The organism is Amycolatopsis sp. NPDC043889, assembly GCF_056435645.1.
Window position 1 is genome coordinate 327,989 of record NZ_JBWKEC010000004.1, and the last position, 16,742, is coordinate 344,730.

Annotated in this window: 15 protein-coding genes; 5 read left to right on the forward strand and 10 right to left on the reverse strand. The window is 68.0% G+C overall.

The features are described from left to right. Positions 1 to 22: 22 nt before the first annotated feature. Positions 23 to 718: an MOSC domain-containing protein gene (locus tag AC0685_RS11810; RefSeq protein WP_478225489.1), complete on the forward strand. Its 696-nt coding sequence runs from the start codon at positions 23 to 25 to the stop codon at positions 716 to 718. Next, positions 708 to 1,319, forward strand: coding sequence for a TetR/AcrR family transcriptional regulator (locus AC0685_RS11815; RefSeq protein ID WP_478225490.1), 612 nt, complete (start codon positions 708 to 710; stop codon positions 1,317 to 1,319). Before AC0685_RS11810 ends, AC0685_RS11815 begins: the two co-directional genes overlap by 11 nt. 49 nt (positions 1,320 to 1,368) lie before the next feature. Here AC0685_RS11815 and AC0685_RS11820 read toward each other — a convergent pair whose 3' ends face one another. Together AC0685_RS11820 and AC0685_RS11825 are read right to left on the reverse strand one after the other, a co-directional pair. Continuing rightward, positions 1,369 to 2,949 carry a beta-N-acetylhexosaminidase gene (locus tag AC0685_RS11820; protein WP_478225491.1) on the reverse strand — a complete coding sequence of 527 codons (1,581 nt, stop codon included), beginning with the start codon at positions 2,947 to 2,949 and terminating at the stop codon, positions 1,369 to 1,371. A gap of 109 nt (positions 2,950 to 3,058) precedes the next feature. Further along, entirely contained in the window at positions 3,059 to 4,930 is a 1,872-nt protein-coding gene (locus AC0685_RS11825; RefSeq protein WP_478225492.1) for a propionyl-CoA synthetase, read from the reverse strand. A 184-nt stretch (positions 4,931 to 5,114) separates the two neighbouring features. On the opposite strand from AC0685_RS11825, the gene AC0685_RS11830 reads away from it, so the two are divergent. Further along, positions 5,115 to 6,878 carry a serine/threonine-protein kinase gene (locus tag AC0685_RS11830; protein ID WP_478225493.1) on the forward strand — a complete coding sequence of 588 codons (1,764 nt, stop codon included), beginning with the start codon at positions 5,115 to 5,117 and terminating at the stop codon, positions 6,876 to 6,878. Between the two features lie 80 nt (positions 6,879 to 6,958). Here AC0685_RS11830 and AC0685_RS11835 read toward each other — a convergent pair whose 3' ends face one another. The 3 genes from AC0685_RS11835 to AC0685_RS11845 form a co-directional block, all read right to left on the reverse strand. Beyond that, a complete protein-coding gene (locus tag AC0685_RS11835; protein ID WP_478225494.1) occupies positions 6,959 to 7,507 on the reverse strand; it encodes a hypothetical protein in 549 nt (182 codons plus the stop codon). 76 nt (positions 7,508 to 7,583) lie between these two features. Beyond that, the gene (locus AC0685_RS11840; RefSeq protein ID WP_478225495.1) at positions 7,584 to 8,627 is read right to left on the reverse strand and encodes a DUF3558 domain-containing protein; all 1,044 of its coding nucleotides are present in this window, start codon (positions 8,625 to 8,627) and stop codon (positions 7,584 to 7,586) included. 84 nt (positions 8,628 to 8,711) lie between these two features. Further along, positions 8,712 to 10,283, reverse strand: coding sequence for a dolichyl-phosphate-mannose--protein mannosyltransferase (locus AC0685_RS11845; RefSeq protein ID WP_125674145.1), 1,572 nt, complete (start codon positions 10,281 to 10,283; stop codon positions 8,712 to 8,714). 68 nt (positions 10,284 to 10,351) lie between these two features. Between AC0685_RS11845 and rsmI the strand changes: the two genes are divergently transcribed. Beyond that, positions 10,352 to 11,188: a 16S rRNA (cytidine(1402)-2'-O)-methyltransferase gene (rsmI, locus tag AC0685_RS11850; protein WP_478225496.1), complete on the forward strand. Its 837-nt coding sequence runs from the start codon at positions 10,352 to 10,354 to the stop codon at positions 11,186 to 11,188. On the opposite strand, the gene AC0685_RS11855 is transcribed toward rsmI, so the two are convergent. Beyond that, on the reverse strand, positions 11,185 to 11,739 hold the full coding sequence (locus AC0685_RS11855; RefSeq protein WP_478225497.1) for a QsdR family transcriptional regulator: 555 nt from the start codon (positions 11,737 to 11,739) through the stop codon (positions 11,185 to 11,187). The genes rsmI and AC0685_RS11855 overlap by 4 nt on opposite strands. A 99-nt stretch (positions 11,740 to 11,838) precedes the next feature. On the opposite strand from AC0685_RS11855, the gene AC0685_RS11860 reads away from it, so the two are divergent. Beyond that, the gene (locus AC0685_RS11860) at positions 11,839 to 12,798 is read left to right on the forward strand and encodes a quinone oxidoreductase family protein (RefSeq protein ID WP_478225498.1); all 960 of its coding nucleotides are present in this window, start codon (positions 11,839 to 11,841) and stop codon (positions 12,796 to 12,798) included. 1 nt (position 12,799) lies between these two features. Here the strand turns inward: AC0685_RS11860 and AC0685_RS11865 are convergent, their stop codons facing one another. The 4 genes from AC0685_RS11865 to AC0685_RS11880 form a co-directional block, all read right to left on the reverse strand. Beyond that, complete coding sequence (locus tag AC0685_RS11865) at positions 12,800 to 14,077, reverse strand: aminodeoxychorismate synthase component I (RefSeq protein WP_478225499.1); 1,278 nt, start codon at positions 14,075 to 14,077, stop codon at positions 12,800 to 12,802. A 109-nt stretch (positions 14,078 to 14,186) separates the two neighbouring features. Further along, positions 14,187 to 14,807 (reverse strand): glycoside hydrolase family 25 protein, encoded by a 621-nt coding sequence (locus AC0685_RS11870; RefSeq protein WP_478225500.1) that lies wholly within the window; start codon positions 14,805 to 14,807, stop codon positions 14,187 to 14,189. Between the two features lie 86 nt (positions 14,808 to 14,893). Then, positions 14,894 to 15,658 carry an ABC transporter permease gene (locus AC0685_RS11875; protein ID WP_478225501.1) on the reverse strand — a complete coding sequence of 255 codons (765 nt, stop codon included), beginning with the start codon at positions 15,656 to 15,658 and terminating at the stop codon, positions 14,894 to 14,896. Then, on the reverse strand, positions 15,648 to 16,658 hold the full coding sequence (locus AC0685_RS11880) for an ATP-binding cassette domain-containing protein (protein WP_478225502.1): 1,011 nt from the start codon (positions 16,656 to 16,658) through the stop codon (positions 15,648 to 15,650). The genes AC0685_RS11875 and AC0685_RS11880 overlap by 11 nt, the downstream gene beginning before the upstream one ends. Positions 16,659 to 16,742: the final 84 nt, after the last annotated feature.

Here is a 16,742-nt window from a genome sequence, read left to right on the forward strand (position 1 = left end):
CGATCGTGCTATCTTCTAGGGTGTGAGCACTCTCGAAGTGAACGAGGTCTTCGTCGGGCGGCCGTCGGTGCTGGGGGTCAAGCGTGACGTCCCGGTGTACAGCGCCATCGCGAAGTCGCGGGCGGAAGCGCAGTCCCTGAAGCTGGACGAGATCAACCTGGCCGGCGACGACCAAGCGGATCGGACCGTCCATGGCGGTGTCGACAAAGCGGTTTACGTCTACCCGGCGACGCACTACGCGGCCTGGGCCGAGCAGGGCTTCCCGGTGGTCGCGGGCGACTTCGGGGAGAACGTGTCGGTGACGGGTGCCGATGAGTACGACGTGCGCGTCGGTGACGTCTGGGCTTGGGGAGACGCGCTGGTCCAGGTGTCGCAGCCGCGCACGCCGTGCTTCAAGCTCGCGATGAAGACCGGGCGCAAGGACGTCATCCCGGCCATGATCGATTCCGGGCGCAGCGGCTGGTACCTGCGGGTGCTCCGGACGGGCGAGGTGCCCACTTCGGGGCGCATGACGCTCGAAGAACGCGATCCGGTGAATCCGACGATCGCCGAGGTCTACGTCGCGTCGTTCACCAACGTCGCCCAGCTGGAGGGCGACCGCCGCGACGCGTACTGGTCGCTGCTGGACCGGGTGCTCGCGGCGCCGGCGCTTTCCCGGCAGTACCGTGACGGCCTGGAATCGGCGAAGAGGCGGCGAGAGGAACGGAATGCCGGTTGACGGCCGGGTGGCCCGCGGTGACGCGACGAGGCGGATCGTGCTCCGGCGCGCCGTCGACATCGCGTCCGTCGAAGGGCTCGACGGGTTGTCCCTCGGCAGGCTCGCCACCGAACTGGAATTGAGCAAATCCGGGGTGTTCGCGTTGTTCGGTTCCAAGGAGGAACTGCAGCTCGCGGCGGTCGAGACGGCGAGCGCGATCTTCGCGGAGAACGTCGTCGAGCCGACACTGCGCGTCGAGCAGGGGATCGCGCGGTTGCGCGCGCTGTGCGCGAACTGGCTTGACTACTCGGAACGCCGGGTGTTCCCGGGCGGCTGTTTCTTCTTCAACACCGGCGCCGAGTTCGACGCGCGGACCGGCAGGGTCCACGACGCGGTCGCGAACGCGAGCCGCGCCTTCGCCCAGTTCATCCGGTCCACCGTCGTCGAGGCGCGGAAGGCGGGGCACCTGCGGGAGTCCGTCGACGTGAACCGGCTGGCGTTCGAACTGAACGCGCTCGGGCGGGCCGCGAACGCCGACTCGGTGATGTTCGGGGACGCGGAGCCCTACGCGCTGGCCCGGGCCGCCATCACCGCTCGCCTCGACGCCGCGGCCATGCAATGAAAGGTCCCTTCCTCGCAAAATTTGCCAGGAAGGGACCTTTCCTGGCGCGCTACTTCCAGTCAACCTGCGTGGACCGGTAGAAGTCGATGCCCTGCTGAACCCAGCGCGGGCTCTGCTTCGCCAGCCGGAGCCGGTAGGCGTCCCAGGTCCGGGATTCCTTCGGTGACCAGCCGATCTCGGCGTAGCCCGGCAGCCTCGGGAACGCCATGAATTCGATGTGGTCACTGGTGATCAGCGTTTCCGACCACAGCGGGGCCTCGACGCCGATGACGTTCTTCTCCGGCACACCCTGCAGATACGTGGCCGGATCCCAGTCGTAACCGGTCTTGACCTCGATCAGCCCGGCCCAGCTCAGCCCGAGCGGCGTCTGCGGGTGGTACTTCATGTCCAGGTACGCCTTGTTCGCGGGCGACATCAGGATCTTGTTGCCGCGCGCCGCCGCTTCGGCCACGTGGGCGTCCGTGCCGGTCGTGCCCCAGAACTGCGGAACGGCCGAAACCGGCGGTTTCGTCTTGGCGATGTCGTGCCAGCCGGTGATCGTCTTGCCGTACTTCGCGACGATCGGATGCACCTTCGTGGCGAAGGTCTGGTAGTCCTCCGGCGTGGTCGAGTGGGCTTCGTCGCCACCGATGTTGATGTACTTGCCGGGGGTGATCGCCGACAGTTCGCGGATGACGTCGTCGACGAACTTGTAGGTGATGTCCTTGCCGATGCACAGCGAGCTGTAGCCGACCTCGATGTCCGTGCGCGGCGGCACCGCCTTGCCGTCACAGTTCAGCTCGGCGTAGGAGTGCTGCGCCGCGTTGGTGTGCCCCGGCATGTCGATCTCGGGAACGATCGTGATGTGCCGCGAAGCCGCGTAGCGCACCAGGTCCTTGTACTGCTCTTGCGTGTAGTAGCCGCCGGGAGCGCCGCCGACGGCCGTCTGGCCGCCCACGGTCGCCAGCTTCGGCCAGCTCTTGATCTCGATCCGCCAGCCCTGGTCGTCGGTCAGGTGCAGGTGGAGGGTGTTGATCTTGTACTGCGCGATCTGGTCGATGTAGAGCTTGACCTGCGCCGGCGTGAAGAAGTGGCGGGCGACGTCGAGCATCGCGCCGCGGTAGCCGAAGCGCGGGTAGTCGAGCACCGTGCCGCCCGAAACCACCCATGACCGCTTCTGGACGGTCTTCGCCTCGATAGCCGAGGGGAACAGCTGGCGCAGTGTCTGCACTCCGAGGAACAGGCCCTCGTCGGTGTTCGCCTTCAGCGTTACGCCGGACGAGGAGACCTTGAGCTGGTAGCCCTCGGTGCCCAAGCGGCTGCTCGCGTGGCCGGTCTCGAGCGAGATGGCGGGGCCGCCGCCACGGTGACCGCTGACGACGGGCAACCGGTAGCCGGTGGCGGGCCGGAGCAGGCCTGCCAGGTACTCGGCGACCTGCTTGCCTTCGCGGTCGGTGCGGATGACGGTGGCGGGATTGAGCCGGAAGTTCGCGCGAGGATCGGGCTTCGCGTCGACGGGCGCGGGGACGACGTCGGTGACGGTCCGTTCCGCTTTCGCGTGCTGCCCGGCGCTCGCCGTCGCGGGCAGGCCGAGCGTCACGAGACTCAGGACCGCCACGCCGAGCACGGTTCTGGACAGGCGTTTACTCATGGAGCACCTCCGGTCGGATAACTGGAGACTCTCTTCCCCGAGAAGGTATAGACCAATAGGGCAAACACGACAACACCCGATCGGACCAGTACGCCGTACCGATCACCGGTCACTCGCCGCGCAGAACCGCTTTCAGGGCATCGAGAACACTCGCGTCTTCGATCGTCGAAGGCACCTGCTCGTCGCGGCCGTCGGCGATCCCGCGCATGGTCTTGCGCAGGATCTTCCCGGACCGCGTCTTCGGCAACGCGTCCACAATGGACACGTCACGGAACGCCGCGACCGGGCCGATGTCACGGCGTACCAGCGCGACCAACTCGGCCTTGAGCGTTTCCGCGCCGACGTCGGTGCCCGATTTCAGCACCACGAAACCACGCGGAAGCTGCCCCTTCAGCTGGTCCCGGACCCCGATCACCGCGCATTCGGCGACGGCGGGGTGCGATGCCAGCACGGCCTCCATCGAGCCGGTCGAAAGCCGGTGGCCCGCGACGTTGATGACGTCGTCGGTGCGGCCCATGACGAACAAGTAGCCGTCTTCGTCGACGTATCCGGAGTCACCCGTCAGGTAGTGGCCTTCGTACCGCGAAAGGTACGCCTCGCGATACCGCTCGTCGTCCTGCCACAACGTGGGCAGCGATCCCGGCGGGAGCGGCAGCTTGATGGCGATGGCGCCTTCCCGCCCGGCGGGGAGTGGGTCGCCGGCCTGGTCCAGGATCCGCACGTCCCAGCCCGGCACCGGTTTCGTCGCGGAACCGGGTTTGACCGGCATCGGCTCCAGCCCGCGCGGATTCGCCGCGATCGGCCAGCCGGTCTCGGTCTGCCACCAGTGATCGATCACCGGCACGCCGAGTTTGCCGTGCGCCCAGTGATAGGTCTCCGGATCGAGCCGTTCACCGGCCATGAACAACGTCTTGAACCCGCCGAGCTGGTATTTCCCGATTTCGGTCGCGTCCGGATCGACCTTCTTGATCGCCCGCAACGCCGTCGGCGCGGTGAACAACGCCTTCACCCCGTGGTCGGCGATGACCCGCCAGAACGCGCCCGCGTCCGGGGTATTTGTCGGTTTGCCCTCGTACATGATCGTGGTCGCCCCGATGAGGAGCGGCGCGTACACGATGTAGGAATGGCCGACGACCCAGCCGACGTCGGACGCCGTCCACCAGACGTCGTCGGGCCGGATGTCGTAGATCGCGCCCATCGACCAGGCCAGCGCGACCGCATGCCCGCCCGTATCGCGCACGACGCCCTTCGGCTTACCCGTCGTGCCGGAGGTGTACAGGATGTACAGCGGGTCGGTGGCCGCGACCGGTACCGGGTCGGCGGGTGAGGCCTTCGCGACGAGTTCGGTCCAGTCGGCGTCGCGTTCGCCCAGTTCGGCTCGAGCACGCTCGCGCTGCAGCACCACGACCTTGTCCGGTTGATGGACGGTGCCCGCGAGCGCCTCGTCGATGATCGGCTTGTACTCGACGATCCGCGTCGGCTCGATTCCGCACGAGGCGGCCACGATGACCTTGGGTTTCGCGTCCTCGATCCGCGCCGCGAGCTCCTTGGGCGCGAAGCCGCCGAAAACGACCGAGTGCACCGCGCCGAGCCGGGCGCACGCCAGCATCGCGACCGCGGCCTCGGGGACCATCGGCATGTACACGATGACGCGGTCGCCCTTCCCGACGCCGAGCGAGGCGAGCGCGCCGGCGAAGCGCGCGACGTCGTCCAGCAGTTCCGAGTAGGTGAACCGGCGTACCGAATCGGTCACGGGAGAATCCCAGATCAGCGCGGTCCGCTCGCCGCGGCCGTCCCGCACGTGCCGGTCGAGCGCGTTGAACGCGGTGTTCAGCTCCCCGTCCGGGAACCAGCGATAGAAGGGCGCCTTCGACGCGTCGAGCGCCCGCGTCGGCTGACGGGTCCAGTCGATCGCCTGCGCGGCTTCGAGCCAGAAATCCTCCGGGTCTTCGAGGCTCCGCTGGTACGACTCGGCGTGCATCGAATGCTCCTTCGCGTTCGGGTACCGGACCCATCATGGACTTCCGGCCTGGTCGATGCCCGGTGGTAACGGCGTGGAGACGCCCGCGACAACCCGGCAACCCTGTGCGGGCATGGAGCGTCCTAAGCTGGACTAGGGGGAAAACCGCCGGAAACGGCCTCGACGAGCGAGGGGAGCAGGGTCCATGGGACTAGCGAGCGCGCTGCTTTCGTTCGCGCACAGCCTGTTCGGACCAGGGATCTGGCCTGGGGACTGGGTGTGGGCGACGAGCACCGCGGGAGCGCTGGTCGCGCTGCTGCCCGCACTGGGAGCGATGGTCGTCGCGATCATCCGCAAAGGCACCGGCAACCGCTACGACGTGGTGACCCTGTCCATCTTCGGCGGGATCGGCGTCGTCGCCGTCTTCCTGCTGCCGTGGCTGCTGGCCACCGGGGTTTCGCAGACGTACCAGGAGGCCGCGTCCGAATCGGGCGGTAAGTCCGGCTTCTCCAGCAGCGACCTGGCGACCTTCAACGCCGAGTACAACCCGCTGATCGGCGCGCAGAGCGAATACCTCGGTCGCGGCCAGAACGTGTACGAGGTCCTGTTCTACCCGAACGGGATGCAGCTCAGTTACATCTTCTACCTGATCCTGCTGGTCGGGCTGCCCGCGCTGTCGCTGCTGTTCGTGATGCTGCAGGCGCGCACCGCGTTCCGTCGCGGCCCGAAGTGGCCCTCGCGGTTCTTCTGGATCCCGTTCGTGCTGATGGTGCTGGCAAGTGTCGGCATGGGCGCGAACACGGCCGTGCACTTCTGGCTCGGGTTCCTGCCGTTCAGCGTGCTGGGCCTGATCCCGGTCGCGCTCGTCGGCCCGCCGCCGTGGTCGGTGATCAACCGGCCCGACCCGCAGCCCCGGCAGAAGATCGAGCCGTACCGCCCGGAGCCGCCCGCCCCGAAACCGCAGCCGCAGCTGCCGCCCCCGCCCGCCAAGCAGTACCCGGCGACCGCGCTGGCACAGGCGCCCGAACCTCCCGCGCTGGCCGCGGTCCCCGGCCCGATCCCGCCGCCCCCGGGTTCCCGCAACTCCGGTGGCAGCCGCTACAAGCGCGTCCGGCGGCTCGGCCACGGTGGGTTCGGCACCGTGTGGGAAGCGATCGACACCCAGCTCAACCGCACGGTCGCGCTGAAGATCGCGCACGCGCCGGACCGGGACACCGAAGAGCGCATGCAGCGCGAGGCCAGGGCGCTGGCCGTGGTGAACCACCCCAACTGCGTCAAGGTGTACGACCTCGTCGAGGAACCCGACGGGCTCGCGCTGGTCATGGAGTACCTCGAAGGGCGCTCGCTGGCCGAGATCGTCGACTCGCAGGGCCCGCTCGACGACATCGCCGCCGGACGGCTCTGGTCGACCATGGCCGGCGCGCTCGCCGCGGCGCACGAGAAGGGTGTGCTGCACCGGGACCTCAAGCCGTCGAACATCATCCTCGACCGCAACGGGCTCGCGCACCTCATCGACTTCGGCATCGCCCGCAGCCAGGGCGACTCGAAGATGACCGCGACCGGGATGATGATCGGCACGCCGGACTTCGTCGCCCCCGAGCAGGCGATGGGCTCACCGGCCAGCCCGGCTTCGGACGCCTGGCAGCTCGCCGCGACGGTCAGCTACGCGCTCTCGGGCCAGCCTCCGCGAGGCACCCGGGAGACCCCGATGGCCGCGCTGATGGCCGCCGCCCGCGCCGAACCGGTGTCGAAGCTGCCGAACCGCAGCGCGCACGCGCGGATCCTCATCGCGTCGCTCGACCAGGAGCCCCGCCGTCGTCCGACGCTCACCGCCGTGCGGCGCGACGTCGAAGGCTGGCTCGCTCGCGCGGGCAAGTCGCCGGACGGCCCGGTGACGCAGATCGTGCCGCGTCGCCCTCCGCAGCCGCAGTCCCACCAGCAGCCGCAACCCCAGCGCCACCCGCGCTGACCTGCGGAAAGAGAGCAAGGGACCTTTGCTGTCGTTCGTTAGCGCACTAACCAACGACAGCAAAGGTCCCTTGCTCTCCGTCAGTCGATGACGACCCAGGTCCCGCCGCGCCAGGCCATGGTGAACGTCTTGGGCTCGGCGGCCATCATGGCGATCTGCGGGCTGATCGCGCCCGGCGGCACGACGACCTTGTCCGGTCCCTTGCTCTGCAGTTTCGCTCGGTCGACGCGGGTGGCCTTCAGCTTCTTGGCGTCGTCGGCCGAGAGCATCCCGAACTGCACCGGGGTGAGGCTGCGGCATTCCTTCATCCCGCCGTCGAACGCCGGCGCGGTGATCCGGCAAACGGTGTCGAGGTCCTTGTCGCCCAAAGCGTGGTGATACTCCTCCATCACGTCGGCGGCTCCGTCCGGCGTGTGCGCCACCGCGCCGCCGGTGGCGGGTTTGGTCACCTCGGAGGCGATCGCCGAAGGCTTCGACGAACTGGGCTGTGCGGTGCCGGCCGGCGCCTCCGAGGTGCTCGGAACGGCCGAAGACTGCGGCGACGCGGCGCCCGGCGTCTGCTCCTCACACCCCGCGATCAAGAACAACGCCGCGGCCGCGCAGGCCGCTACGAGCGGTCGGATCGTCATGATGCCCCCTGTAGGACTGCTGCCGACCAGGGGAGAGTAACAACTGTCGACCAAGTGTCACACTTGAATCGGGAAATCAGGAATCGCCGGTGATCAGAGCCAGTATCGACACCGACAAGATGAGCTGAGCGGAGACGCAGGTCCGCGGCATCGCTTCCTTCTTCTTGCCGATGAAGTCGACCTGCACGACCTGGCCGTTGCCCAGCTGGACGCTCAGGGCGCAGGACTCCGCGGTCTGCTCGAACCTGGCCTTCAAGGTGCCGAACTGTCCGTTCCGTACCTCCGCGCCCGCTTTCGGAGGCACGGCTTCGAGACCGCCTGTGCCGTTCGTGTACATCCCGACGGCCTTCGCGTAGGCGACTTCGTGAGTACAGGTCGGCCCGAGCGGCCCTTCGCCCTTCTGAGCGCCTTCGCGGCCCGCGTTGATCCCGGCGTAGTTCGTATGAGTGAACTTGACGACTTCGCAGATGTCGGCGTTCTTCAGGGCGTCGGCAGCCGGCTCCTGAACGGTGCTCGGCGCCGGTTTGCCTCCGGCGAGCGGGACGAACTTCTTCAGCACCACTTCGGCGACCTTCTTCGCCAGCTCGCAGTGTTCGGCACGAGTGCCCGCTTCGTCGCTGTCGACGTCGTAGGCATCGACAGCGATCGAAGCGTAGGCGCGGACGTCCATGTTGACCGAACAGAACGTCGCCGGTTCCGGGTCGAAGGCGTACGTCCGGCCTTTGATCCCGGCGATCTCCACCGGCTCCATCACCGGGGAGTCCTGCGTGATCCAGCTGTACGGACTGTAGGCGTGCACCTGCGCGCCCTTGTTGTCCGGGAACACGAACTGGCATCCGCTGAGCACGCCCTTCGTGCTCACGAGACCGAGCGGCTGGAGGTCCGGTTTGATCGACTCCAGCCAGTCACAGCCTTCCTCGCCCTGCTGCACAGGCAGGGCCAGCGGCTGGTCGAGTACCTGATCACTGAAACCCGACCCGTCGGCGGGCGGCTCGTACCGCGGATACTTCGCGTCGCTCGCACCCGGTGCCGAGCCCTCGCGGAAAGCCTTCCCGTCGATGGCGCCGGAACACCCGGTGAGCAGCAGGGCGACGGCCACGAAAATCGGCCAACGAGACATGACTACCCCCAGAAATCCTCAATTCGGACGGGAGTCTAAGTCGCTTCCGGGCGTCTCGCTGGGTCTTCGCTCAACCGGTCGTGATCACTTCCAGGACGGTAGCCACAACTCGGCGTTCCAGTGATCGTTGGTGATCGCGTTGCCGTTGAGAATCGGCCACAACCAGGCGAAATTGGCCACGACGAGACCCACGTAGAGGGCGACGACGAGCATGCCGGTGCCCCGTCGTTCGAAACCGCGTTTCGCGCTGCCGAGGATCTGCCCGAGGATCAGCGTCAGCCCGAGTACCAGGAAGGGCGCCAGCGGCGTCGCGTAGAAGTAGTACATCTGTCGGTCGAGGTTGGTGAACCACGGCAGGAACCCGGCCAGGTAACCGACGAGCACGGCGGCGTAGCGCCAGTCCGCGCGGAAGACCGACCGCCACACGCTCCAGCCGAGCATCGGCAGGGCCAGCCACCACATGGCGGGTGTGCCGATCAGCATCGTCGCCCGCACGCAGGTCGACTCGCCGCAGCCGGTCGCGTCGGTACCGCCCGCGTACGCGTAGAGCATCGGCCGCAGGCCCATCGGCCAGGTCCACGGCTTCGACTCCCATGGATGCGGTTTGTCCTTGGGCGTCACCAGGTTCGCGTGGAAATCGAGGACGTTCATCGTGTAGTCGCCGAGCGACCGCAACGCGGGCGGCATCCAGGCCCAGAAACCGGGATCGATGTCCTTGATCGCCACGTAGTTGCGGTCGGTCGCGGTCTCGCTCGCGAACCAGGCCCAGTAGCAGGCGAGGTACACCAGGATCGGGATGACGACGATCGCCCACAGCGCCGGCAGCACGTCGCGGCGCAGCGTGCCGACCCAAGGCCGCTGCACCCCGGCGGCCCGGCGCGCGGCGACGTCGAAGAAGACGGTGAGCAGGCCGAACGCGGCGATGTAGTAGAGCGCCGACCACTTGACGCCGAAGGTCAGCCCGATCATCAGGCCGCCGGCGAACCGCCACCAGCGGAAACCCAGCTTCGGGCCGAACCGCGACTCGTCGATCCAGCCTTCGCGGACGGCAACGGCGAGCCGCTGCCGCACCTGGTCGCGGTCGCACAGCACGCAGGCGAACGCGGCGAGGACGAACAACGCGATGAAGATGTCGAGCATCCCCATGCGGGACTGCAGGTGCAGGACGCCGTCGCTGATCACCAGGATCCCCGCGACCGCGCCGAGCAGGGTCGAGCGGGTGAGGCGCCGCGCGATCCGGATGGTGAGGAACACGATCAGCGTGCCCGCCAGCGCGGGCATGATCCGCCAGCCCCAGGCGTTGTAGCCGAACAGCCATTCGCCGATCGCGATGAGATGCTTCGCCAGCGGCGGGTGGACGATCAGCTCGTAGCCGTAGTTGTCCTCGTAACCGCCGTTGCGCAGCATCTGCCACGCCTGGGGGACATAGTGCTTCTCGTCGAAGACGGGCGTGCCCTTGTCCGTGGGCGTTCCCAGGTTCTGGATCCGGACGATGCCGCCGATGAGCGTCAGCACCAGCGTGACGATCCAGCCGCGCAGGCGATCGGTCGGCATGCCGCGGCCGAGGAGGGTGGCCTCCCGGTCACTCGGTGGCCTGAGCGCGTCGACCGGATCCGGCCGCACGCTCTCGTTGTCCCGGGTCAGCAGTGCGGTCACGGGGCATGATCCTACGGGCGGAAGAGTGAACTCGGTGTCCGGATCTGCGAACCGGTTAACCTTCGGGAATGACCGAAGGACGCCTCGTGCTGGCAGCCACCCCGCTCGGAGACGTCCGCGACGCTTCGCCGCGCCTGTCCGAAGCCCTCGCGACGGCCGACGTGATCGCCGCCGAAGACACGCGGCGCCTGCGCTCCCTCACCGCGGCTCTCGACGTCTCGCCGGTCGGGCGCGTCGTCAGCTTCTACGAGGACGTCGAGACGGCTCGCCTGCCGAAACTGCTCGAATCGCTCCAGTCGGGCGAGACAGTGGTCTTGGTGACCGACGCCGGTATGCCGAGTGTTTCGGATCCCGGATTCCGCCTGGTGGCGGCCTGCGTCGAGGCGGATGTGCCGGTGACCTGCCTGCCCGGCCCGTCGGCGGTGACCACGGCACTGGCGCTGTCCGGCCTGCCTTGCGACCGTTTCTGTTTCGAAGGGTTCGCTCCGCGCAAACCCGGTGAACGCGCGAAATGGCTCGGTTCGCTGAAGGACGAGCTCCGCACGGCCGTGTTCTTCGAATCTCCGCACCGTCTCGCGAGCACGCTCGCCGACGCCGCCGAGGTCCTGGGGCCCGACCGTCGCGCCGCCGTCTGCCGCGAACTGACCAAAACCTACGAAGAGGTCAAACGCGGCAATCTGCCTGAGTTGGCGGCCTGGGCCGCCGACGGGGTCAAGGGCGAGATCACCGTCGTCCTCGCGGGCGCGCCGCCGCGTTCGGTGAGCGTCGGAGACCTGGTCTCGGAGGTCGCGTCGCGTGTCTCGGCAGGTGAACGCCTGAAGTCCGCCGCCGCCGAGGTCGCCGAGGCCGCGGGAGTGTCGAAGAAGGAGCTCTACGACGCGGTGCTCGCGTCCCGCAAGAGCTAGGACAGCAAGGCCGTCACGGCCGCGTGTGCCTTCGCGGCATCGGGCTCCGCGCCGGTGATGACGTCCGTATAGATGAAGGACTCGCCGATCCGCACCAGCAGGTAGGCCAGGTCCTCGACCGGCAGCGGCGGGGTGAGCCGCCCGGCCGTGACCTCCTCGTCGAGGAACTGGCGCATTTTCGCGATCGCGCGGCTCTGCACCACGCTGGCCTTCGTCGTCAGGATCCGCAGCGCCCGCTCGGGCTCGTTGCGCAGGAACTCCCGGAACGGTTTCGAGCCGTTCACGGTCCGGACGAAGGTGCCGACGAGGTCCGCGATCCCTTCGGCGCCGCGGCCGAGCTTGCCGGAAGCCCGCGCTTCGAAGACCTCGACGGTCATCGACCACAGGATCTCGCCCAGCAGCTGATCCCGGCCGCCGACCCACCGGTGCAGGGTGGCCCGGCTGATCCCCAGCTCACCGGCGAGTTCGCCCATGTCCACCCGGCGCCCTTCCAGAAACCGGGCGCGCGCGATCGTGAACGCGCGCAGGGCGTCCGGGCGCGGCGAGGTCAACTGGCGTTCGAATGCGGTTTCGATGAGTGAAACATATCACGACATGTCTCATACCTGAGACATATGTAAGAATGTCTCATCCCGACGAGGAGGATGCGGATGCGCGCAGTACAGGTGACCGAGTTCGGCGGACCCGAGGTGCTCAACCTCGTCGACCTCCCCGATCCCGTCCCTGGCCCAGGCCAGCGGCTGGTCGAGGTCGACCGGATCGGCATCAACTACGCCGATACGCACCAGGCCGAGAACTCGTACCTCGCTCCGAGCAAGCTCCCGCTCGTGCCCGGCGGCGAGATCGTCGGCCGCACCGCGGACGGCAAGCGTGTCGTCGCGCTGCTCAACGGTGGCGGCGGCTACGCCGAGCGAGCGGTGGCCGACGACGTCACCAGCTTCGAGGTGCCCGAGGGCGTCGATGACCTGACCGCGCTCTCCTTCATCGTCCAGGGCACCACCGCCTCGCTCCTGCTGCGCAAGAGCGCCCACCTCGAAGCCGGCGAATCCGTCGTCGTGCACGCGGCCGCGGGCGGGGTCGGTTCCATCGCCGTGCAGCTGGCGAAAGCCTGGGGAGCGGGCCGGGTCATCGCGACCGCCAGCAGCGCCGAGAAACGTGCCCTCGCCCTCGAACTCGGCGCCGATGTCGCCATCGATTCGCGCGCCGGGAACATGACGGACGCCCTTCGTGAGGCGAACGGCGGCAAGCGTGTCGACATCGTGCTCGACATGACCGGTGGCACGGTCACGGACCAGAGCATCGCGGCCCTCGCGCCGTTCGGCCGCCTCGCGTTCTACGGCATGGCCAGCCGCGAGAACCCGAAGCCGATCGAAGCCCGCAACCTTCTCGGGCACAGCACCACCGTTTCCGGGATGTGGCTGCCGCACGCCTTCAAACTCCCCGGAAACGTCTTCGGGCGCACGCTCGACGAGCTTTTCGAGCTGGCACTCGCCGGCCGGGTCCGCGCCATCGCCGGCGGTGAGTACGCGCTGTCCGACGCGCGCGCCGCCCACGAGGCCCTGCGCTCGCGCGGCACGATGGGCAAGCTTCTGCTGGATCCCACCAAGTAGTTCAGCCGAGCAGGCGCTCCAGCGGGGCGGATTTGTGCAGGCATTCCTGCCATTCCGCTTCGCTGTCGGAGTCGGCGGTGATCCCGCCGCCGACTCCCAGCTCGATCGTGTCTTCGTGGATTTCGAAGGTTCTGATCGCGACGTTCAGTTCCAGCCCGGCGATCGGCGAAGCGAGTCCGATCGCGCCTGTGTAGACGCCACGCGCGGCCGGCTCCAGAGCGGCGATCAGATCCAGCGCGCGGATCTTCGGCGCGCCCGTGACGGAGCCCGGCGGGAAGGTGGCCGCCAGTAGTGCGGCGTCGTCGATGTCGTCGGCGAGAAATCCCTCCACAGTGGACTCCAGATGCCAGACCCCCGGCGCGGGCCGGACCGCCAGCAGTTCGGGAACCCGTACGGTGCCGGTGGCGCACACCCGCCCGAGATCGTTGCGGACGAGATCGGTGATCATCACGTTCTCGGCGACGTCCTTGGTGGATTCCCGCAGCCGCTGCGCGAGATGCGCGTCGGCGGCGTTCCGCCGCGGCAGCGTGCCCTTGATCGGCGTCGACCGGACGTGCCGCCCATGCCTGGCAAGGAAAAGCTCGGGGGAGAACGACACGACCGAGCCCCAGTCGCCGCCGAGGAACGCCGCCCGGCGTGCTCCCAGACGACGTGCACCCTCGGCGAACAACGCGATCGGGTCGCCGGTGAACTTCCCGCTGAAGCGAGCGCAGATATTCGCCTGGAACAGCTCTCCGGCTTCGATCGCGTGCACACAGGCTTTGACCGCGTCGTAGTGCTCCGAGGGAAGCGGACGCGACAACGGGCCGGAACTCCAAGCCGTCGCTTCGGGAACCTCGGCAAGGGCGGATTCCACCGCGGCCACTTCGTCGACCGGATCCGGGGCGTCGTCGGGAACCAGGGCTTCGAACCACCACGTACCGTCCGCGTCCAGCCGCAGCACCCTGTCGACCCAGCCCCAGGCAGCCGGAGGAAGCGCGCCGGACCGGCCGGCGGGATCGGTCAAGTCATAACCCAGGTAACCGAACCAGCCGCCCCCGACCGCGCCGGGTATCGCGTCGCGAATGTCAGGCAGCCGGGTGGGGATCGCGAATGCTTCCGCCACGTCCCGGACAGGAGCCAGGGAAGCGTTGAGCGCGATGACCGCGCGCGATGAGAACCACTCTCCGCACAGCGCGGCGGGCGGTGCGAGTCCGAGCTTCCCGGCGCGTACCCCGAGGACCGCCAGTGCCCGTTCGGGCCCGACGTCCGTCCGCAGCCTCCCGCACATCAACCGCACGCGACATTGTCACCGTCCGGATAGCCGGAAAGGCAACCCGTGTCGGCCAGAAAGTGAGATCCGCGACCGCGCGGTGACATCGTGCACACCCGTCGTCACGCAGTGGGTACTACAAGAGCACATCCGTGAGCTTGAAGGGGTAGACCACGGTGTCCTGCGCGATCGGTCCGTCCACACCGGGCAGACCGGTACCGAAACCGTGCTGATGCAGGCCCAATCGCGAGTGGAACCATCCCGGCCTTCCCGGGATTTCGTTGTGCCTGACCAGCCACAACACCACTTCGCTGTCCGCCCACTTGTCCGGGTGCAAGCGGTTCGTCCAGCAGTCGAGCCCCGCGTACACCAGCACGCGTTCGACGCGCGCCGCATGCCTGACGTGCTTGATCCACGCCTTGATGAACCGGTCGTCGACGCTGGGCGCCTCCACCTCGAGCGCGGGCGCGAGCGAACCGGGCGCGAAGGCGCCGAGCGCGCTCGCCGTCCGCACGAAATGATCGGCCTGGTCGTGGACGGCGCCGGGACGGGCGTAGTGCCGTGCACCGGTGTGGATACCCGCGTGCTGCGCGCCGGTCAGATTGCGTTCCGCCGCGACGTCCCGCCAGTTGGTGTTTTCGGTGACGGCGACCGAAGCGAACCGGGTGTCGGCGCCACGCACCGCCGCCCAGTCCGTCACCGTCTCGCGGTGGGACAGGGTGACGCCGTGCTCACCTTCCGGATCGATCGAACTCACCTGCCTCGAATTTCGCCCCAGTGCGACCGAAAGGTCACCCTACGTCCGAGGAGCGGCCGCAAGGTGACCTTTCGGTTCAGCGTGTCTCAGGCGTTTTCGCGTTGGAACGTCCGTGAGCCCCACCAGATGGCCAGAACGGCCATGACCAGCACCACGACGCTCCCGGTGAACAGCGCGTCCATCGAGAAGTCACCGCGAAAACTGCTCCGCTCGACATCCACCACGTGCCGGAACGGATTGATGCGGGAAATCGTGTACAGCCACTCCGGCGCCGAGCGCGCGGTGATCGGGATCAGGATTCCGGAAAGCAGCAGCAGGGGCAGGAGAACCGCGTTGAGCAAAGCCGGGAAGGTGTCTTCGCTCTTGAGCGTCAACGCCAGTGCGTACGAGCACGATGCCAAGGTGATCGACATCAGGAAGACGATCACCAGGCTGAGTACGACGCCGCCGAACGGCGCGTTCAGGTCGAAGACCAGATACGCCAGCGCGATGATGAGCAAGGCCTGGACGACGGTCTGCAGCGCGTTGGCGAGCACCTTGCCCAGCAACAACGCCACCCGGCTCACCGGTGTGACCCGCATCCGTTCGACCACGCCCGAGCGGTACTCCGCGAGGAGCCCGAACCCGACGAATGAGCTACCGAACAGCGCGAGCTGCGCGATGATCGCCGGCGTGAAGATCATCCAGCCGTCCACATCGGACAGGCCTTGCGCGTTGAGGGCCTTCACCAGAAGCGGTCCGAAGAAGAACAAGTAGAGCAGCGGCTGCATGATGCCGATCGCCAGCCATGTCGGGTTGCGCAACGCCGCGAGCATGTCGCGGCGGAAGATCAACCAGGTGTCATGCAACATGCGTGGCCTCCTTCTCCGCGGCGGCGTCGACCGGCGCGCCTTCTTCGGCGTCGCGCAGGCTCCTGCCCGTCAGGGTCAGGAAGACGTCGTCGAGCGTCGGCCGGTGCACCTGCATGGACGCCATCGCGATGCCACGCGCGTCCAGTGCCCGAAGCAGTTCGGGCATCGCGGTGTCGCCGCGAGGAACCCGGAATCGCACGGTGCCGTCGGTGACGGTCAGTTCGTGTGCCCCTTCGAGGCGGCCCGCGACCTCCGCGGTCTCGGCCGCCGATTCCGGTGAGACCCCGATGACGACGCTGTCACCGGAAACCCGCGCCTTCAACGAGTCCGGTGTGCCTTCGGCGACGATCTTCCCGTCGTCGATGACGATCAGCCGGTCCGAGAGCGCGTCGGCCTCGTCGAGGTAGTGCGTGGTCAGGAAGACCGTGACACCTTGCTCGTCGCGCAACCTCCGGATGTGGTCCCAGAGGTTCGCCCGGCTCTGCGGGTCGAGACCTGTCGACGGTTCGTCGAGGAAGACGAGACCGGGCGAGTGGATCAGCCCGAGCGCGATGTCGAGACGGCGGCGCTGGCCACCCGACAGGGTCGCGGTCGTGCGCTGGTCGAGCCCGGCCAGGTCCAGCTGTTCGGCGAGGACGGCTCCGCGCGCGAACGCCTCCGTCTTGCTCATCCGGTACAGCCGGCCTTGGAATTCGATCTCTTCGATGACCTTGCTCGCCGGCGCGGTGCCGCCGCCCTGGGCGACATAGCCGATTCGCCGACGCACCCCCAGCGGGTCGGCGAGCAGGTCGCAGCCGCCGACCGTCGCCTCACCGGCGGTGGGCTTGAGCAGCGTCGTCAGCATGCGCAGGGTCGTGGTCTTCCCCGCGCCGTTCGGTCCCAGGAAACCGACCAGTTCCCCGGCCGACACGTCGAGATCGACGCCTTTGACGGCGTGGACCTCGCCCCCATTGCGGCCCTTGCGGCGGAACCGCCGCTCAAGGCCGCGTGCCTTGATCATGTCTACTCCTTTCGGGCGCCCAGCTAGTCAAGTTTGACTAGTGGCAGGACGCACTGTGCCCTAGGAGTCGTTCCGTAGTCAAAT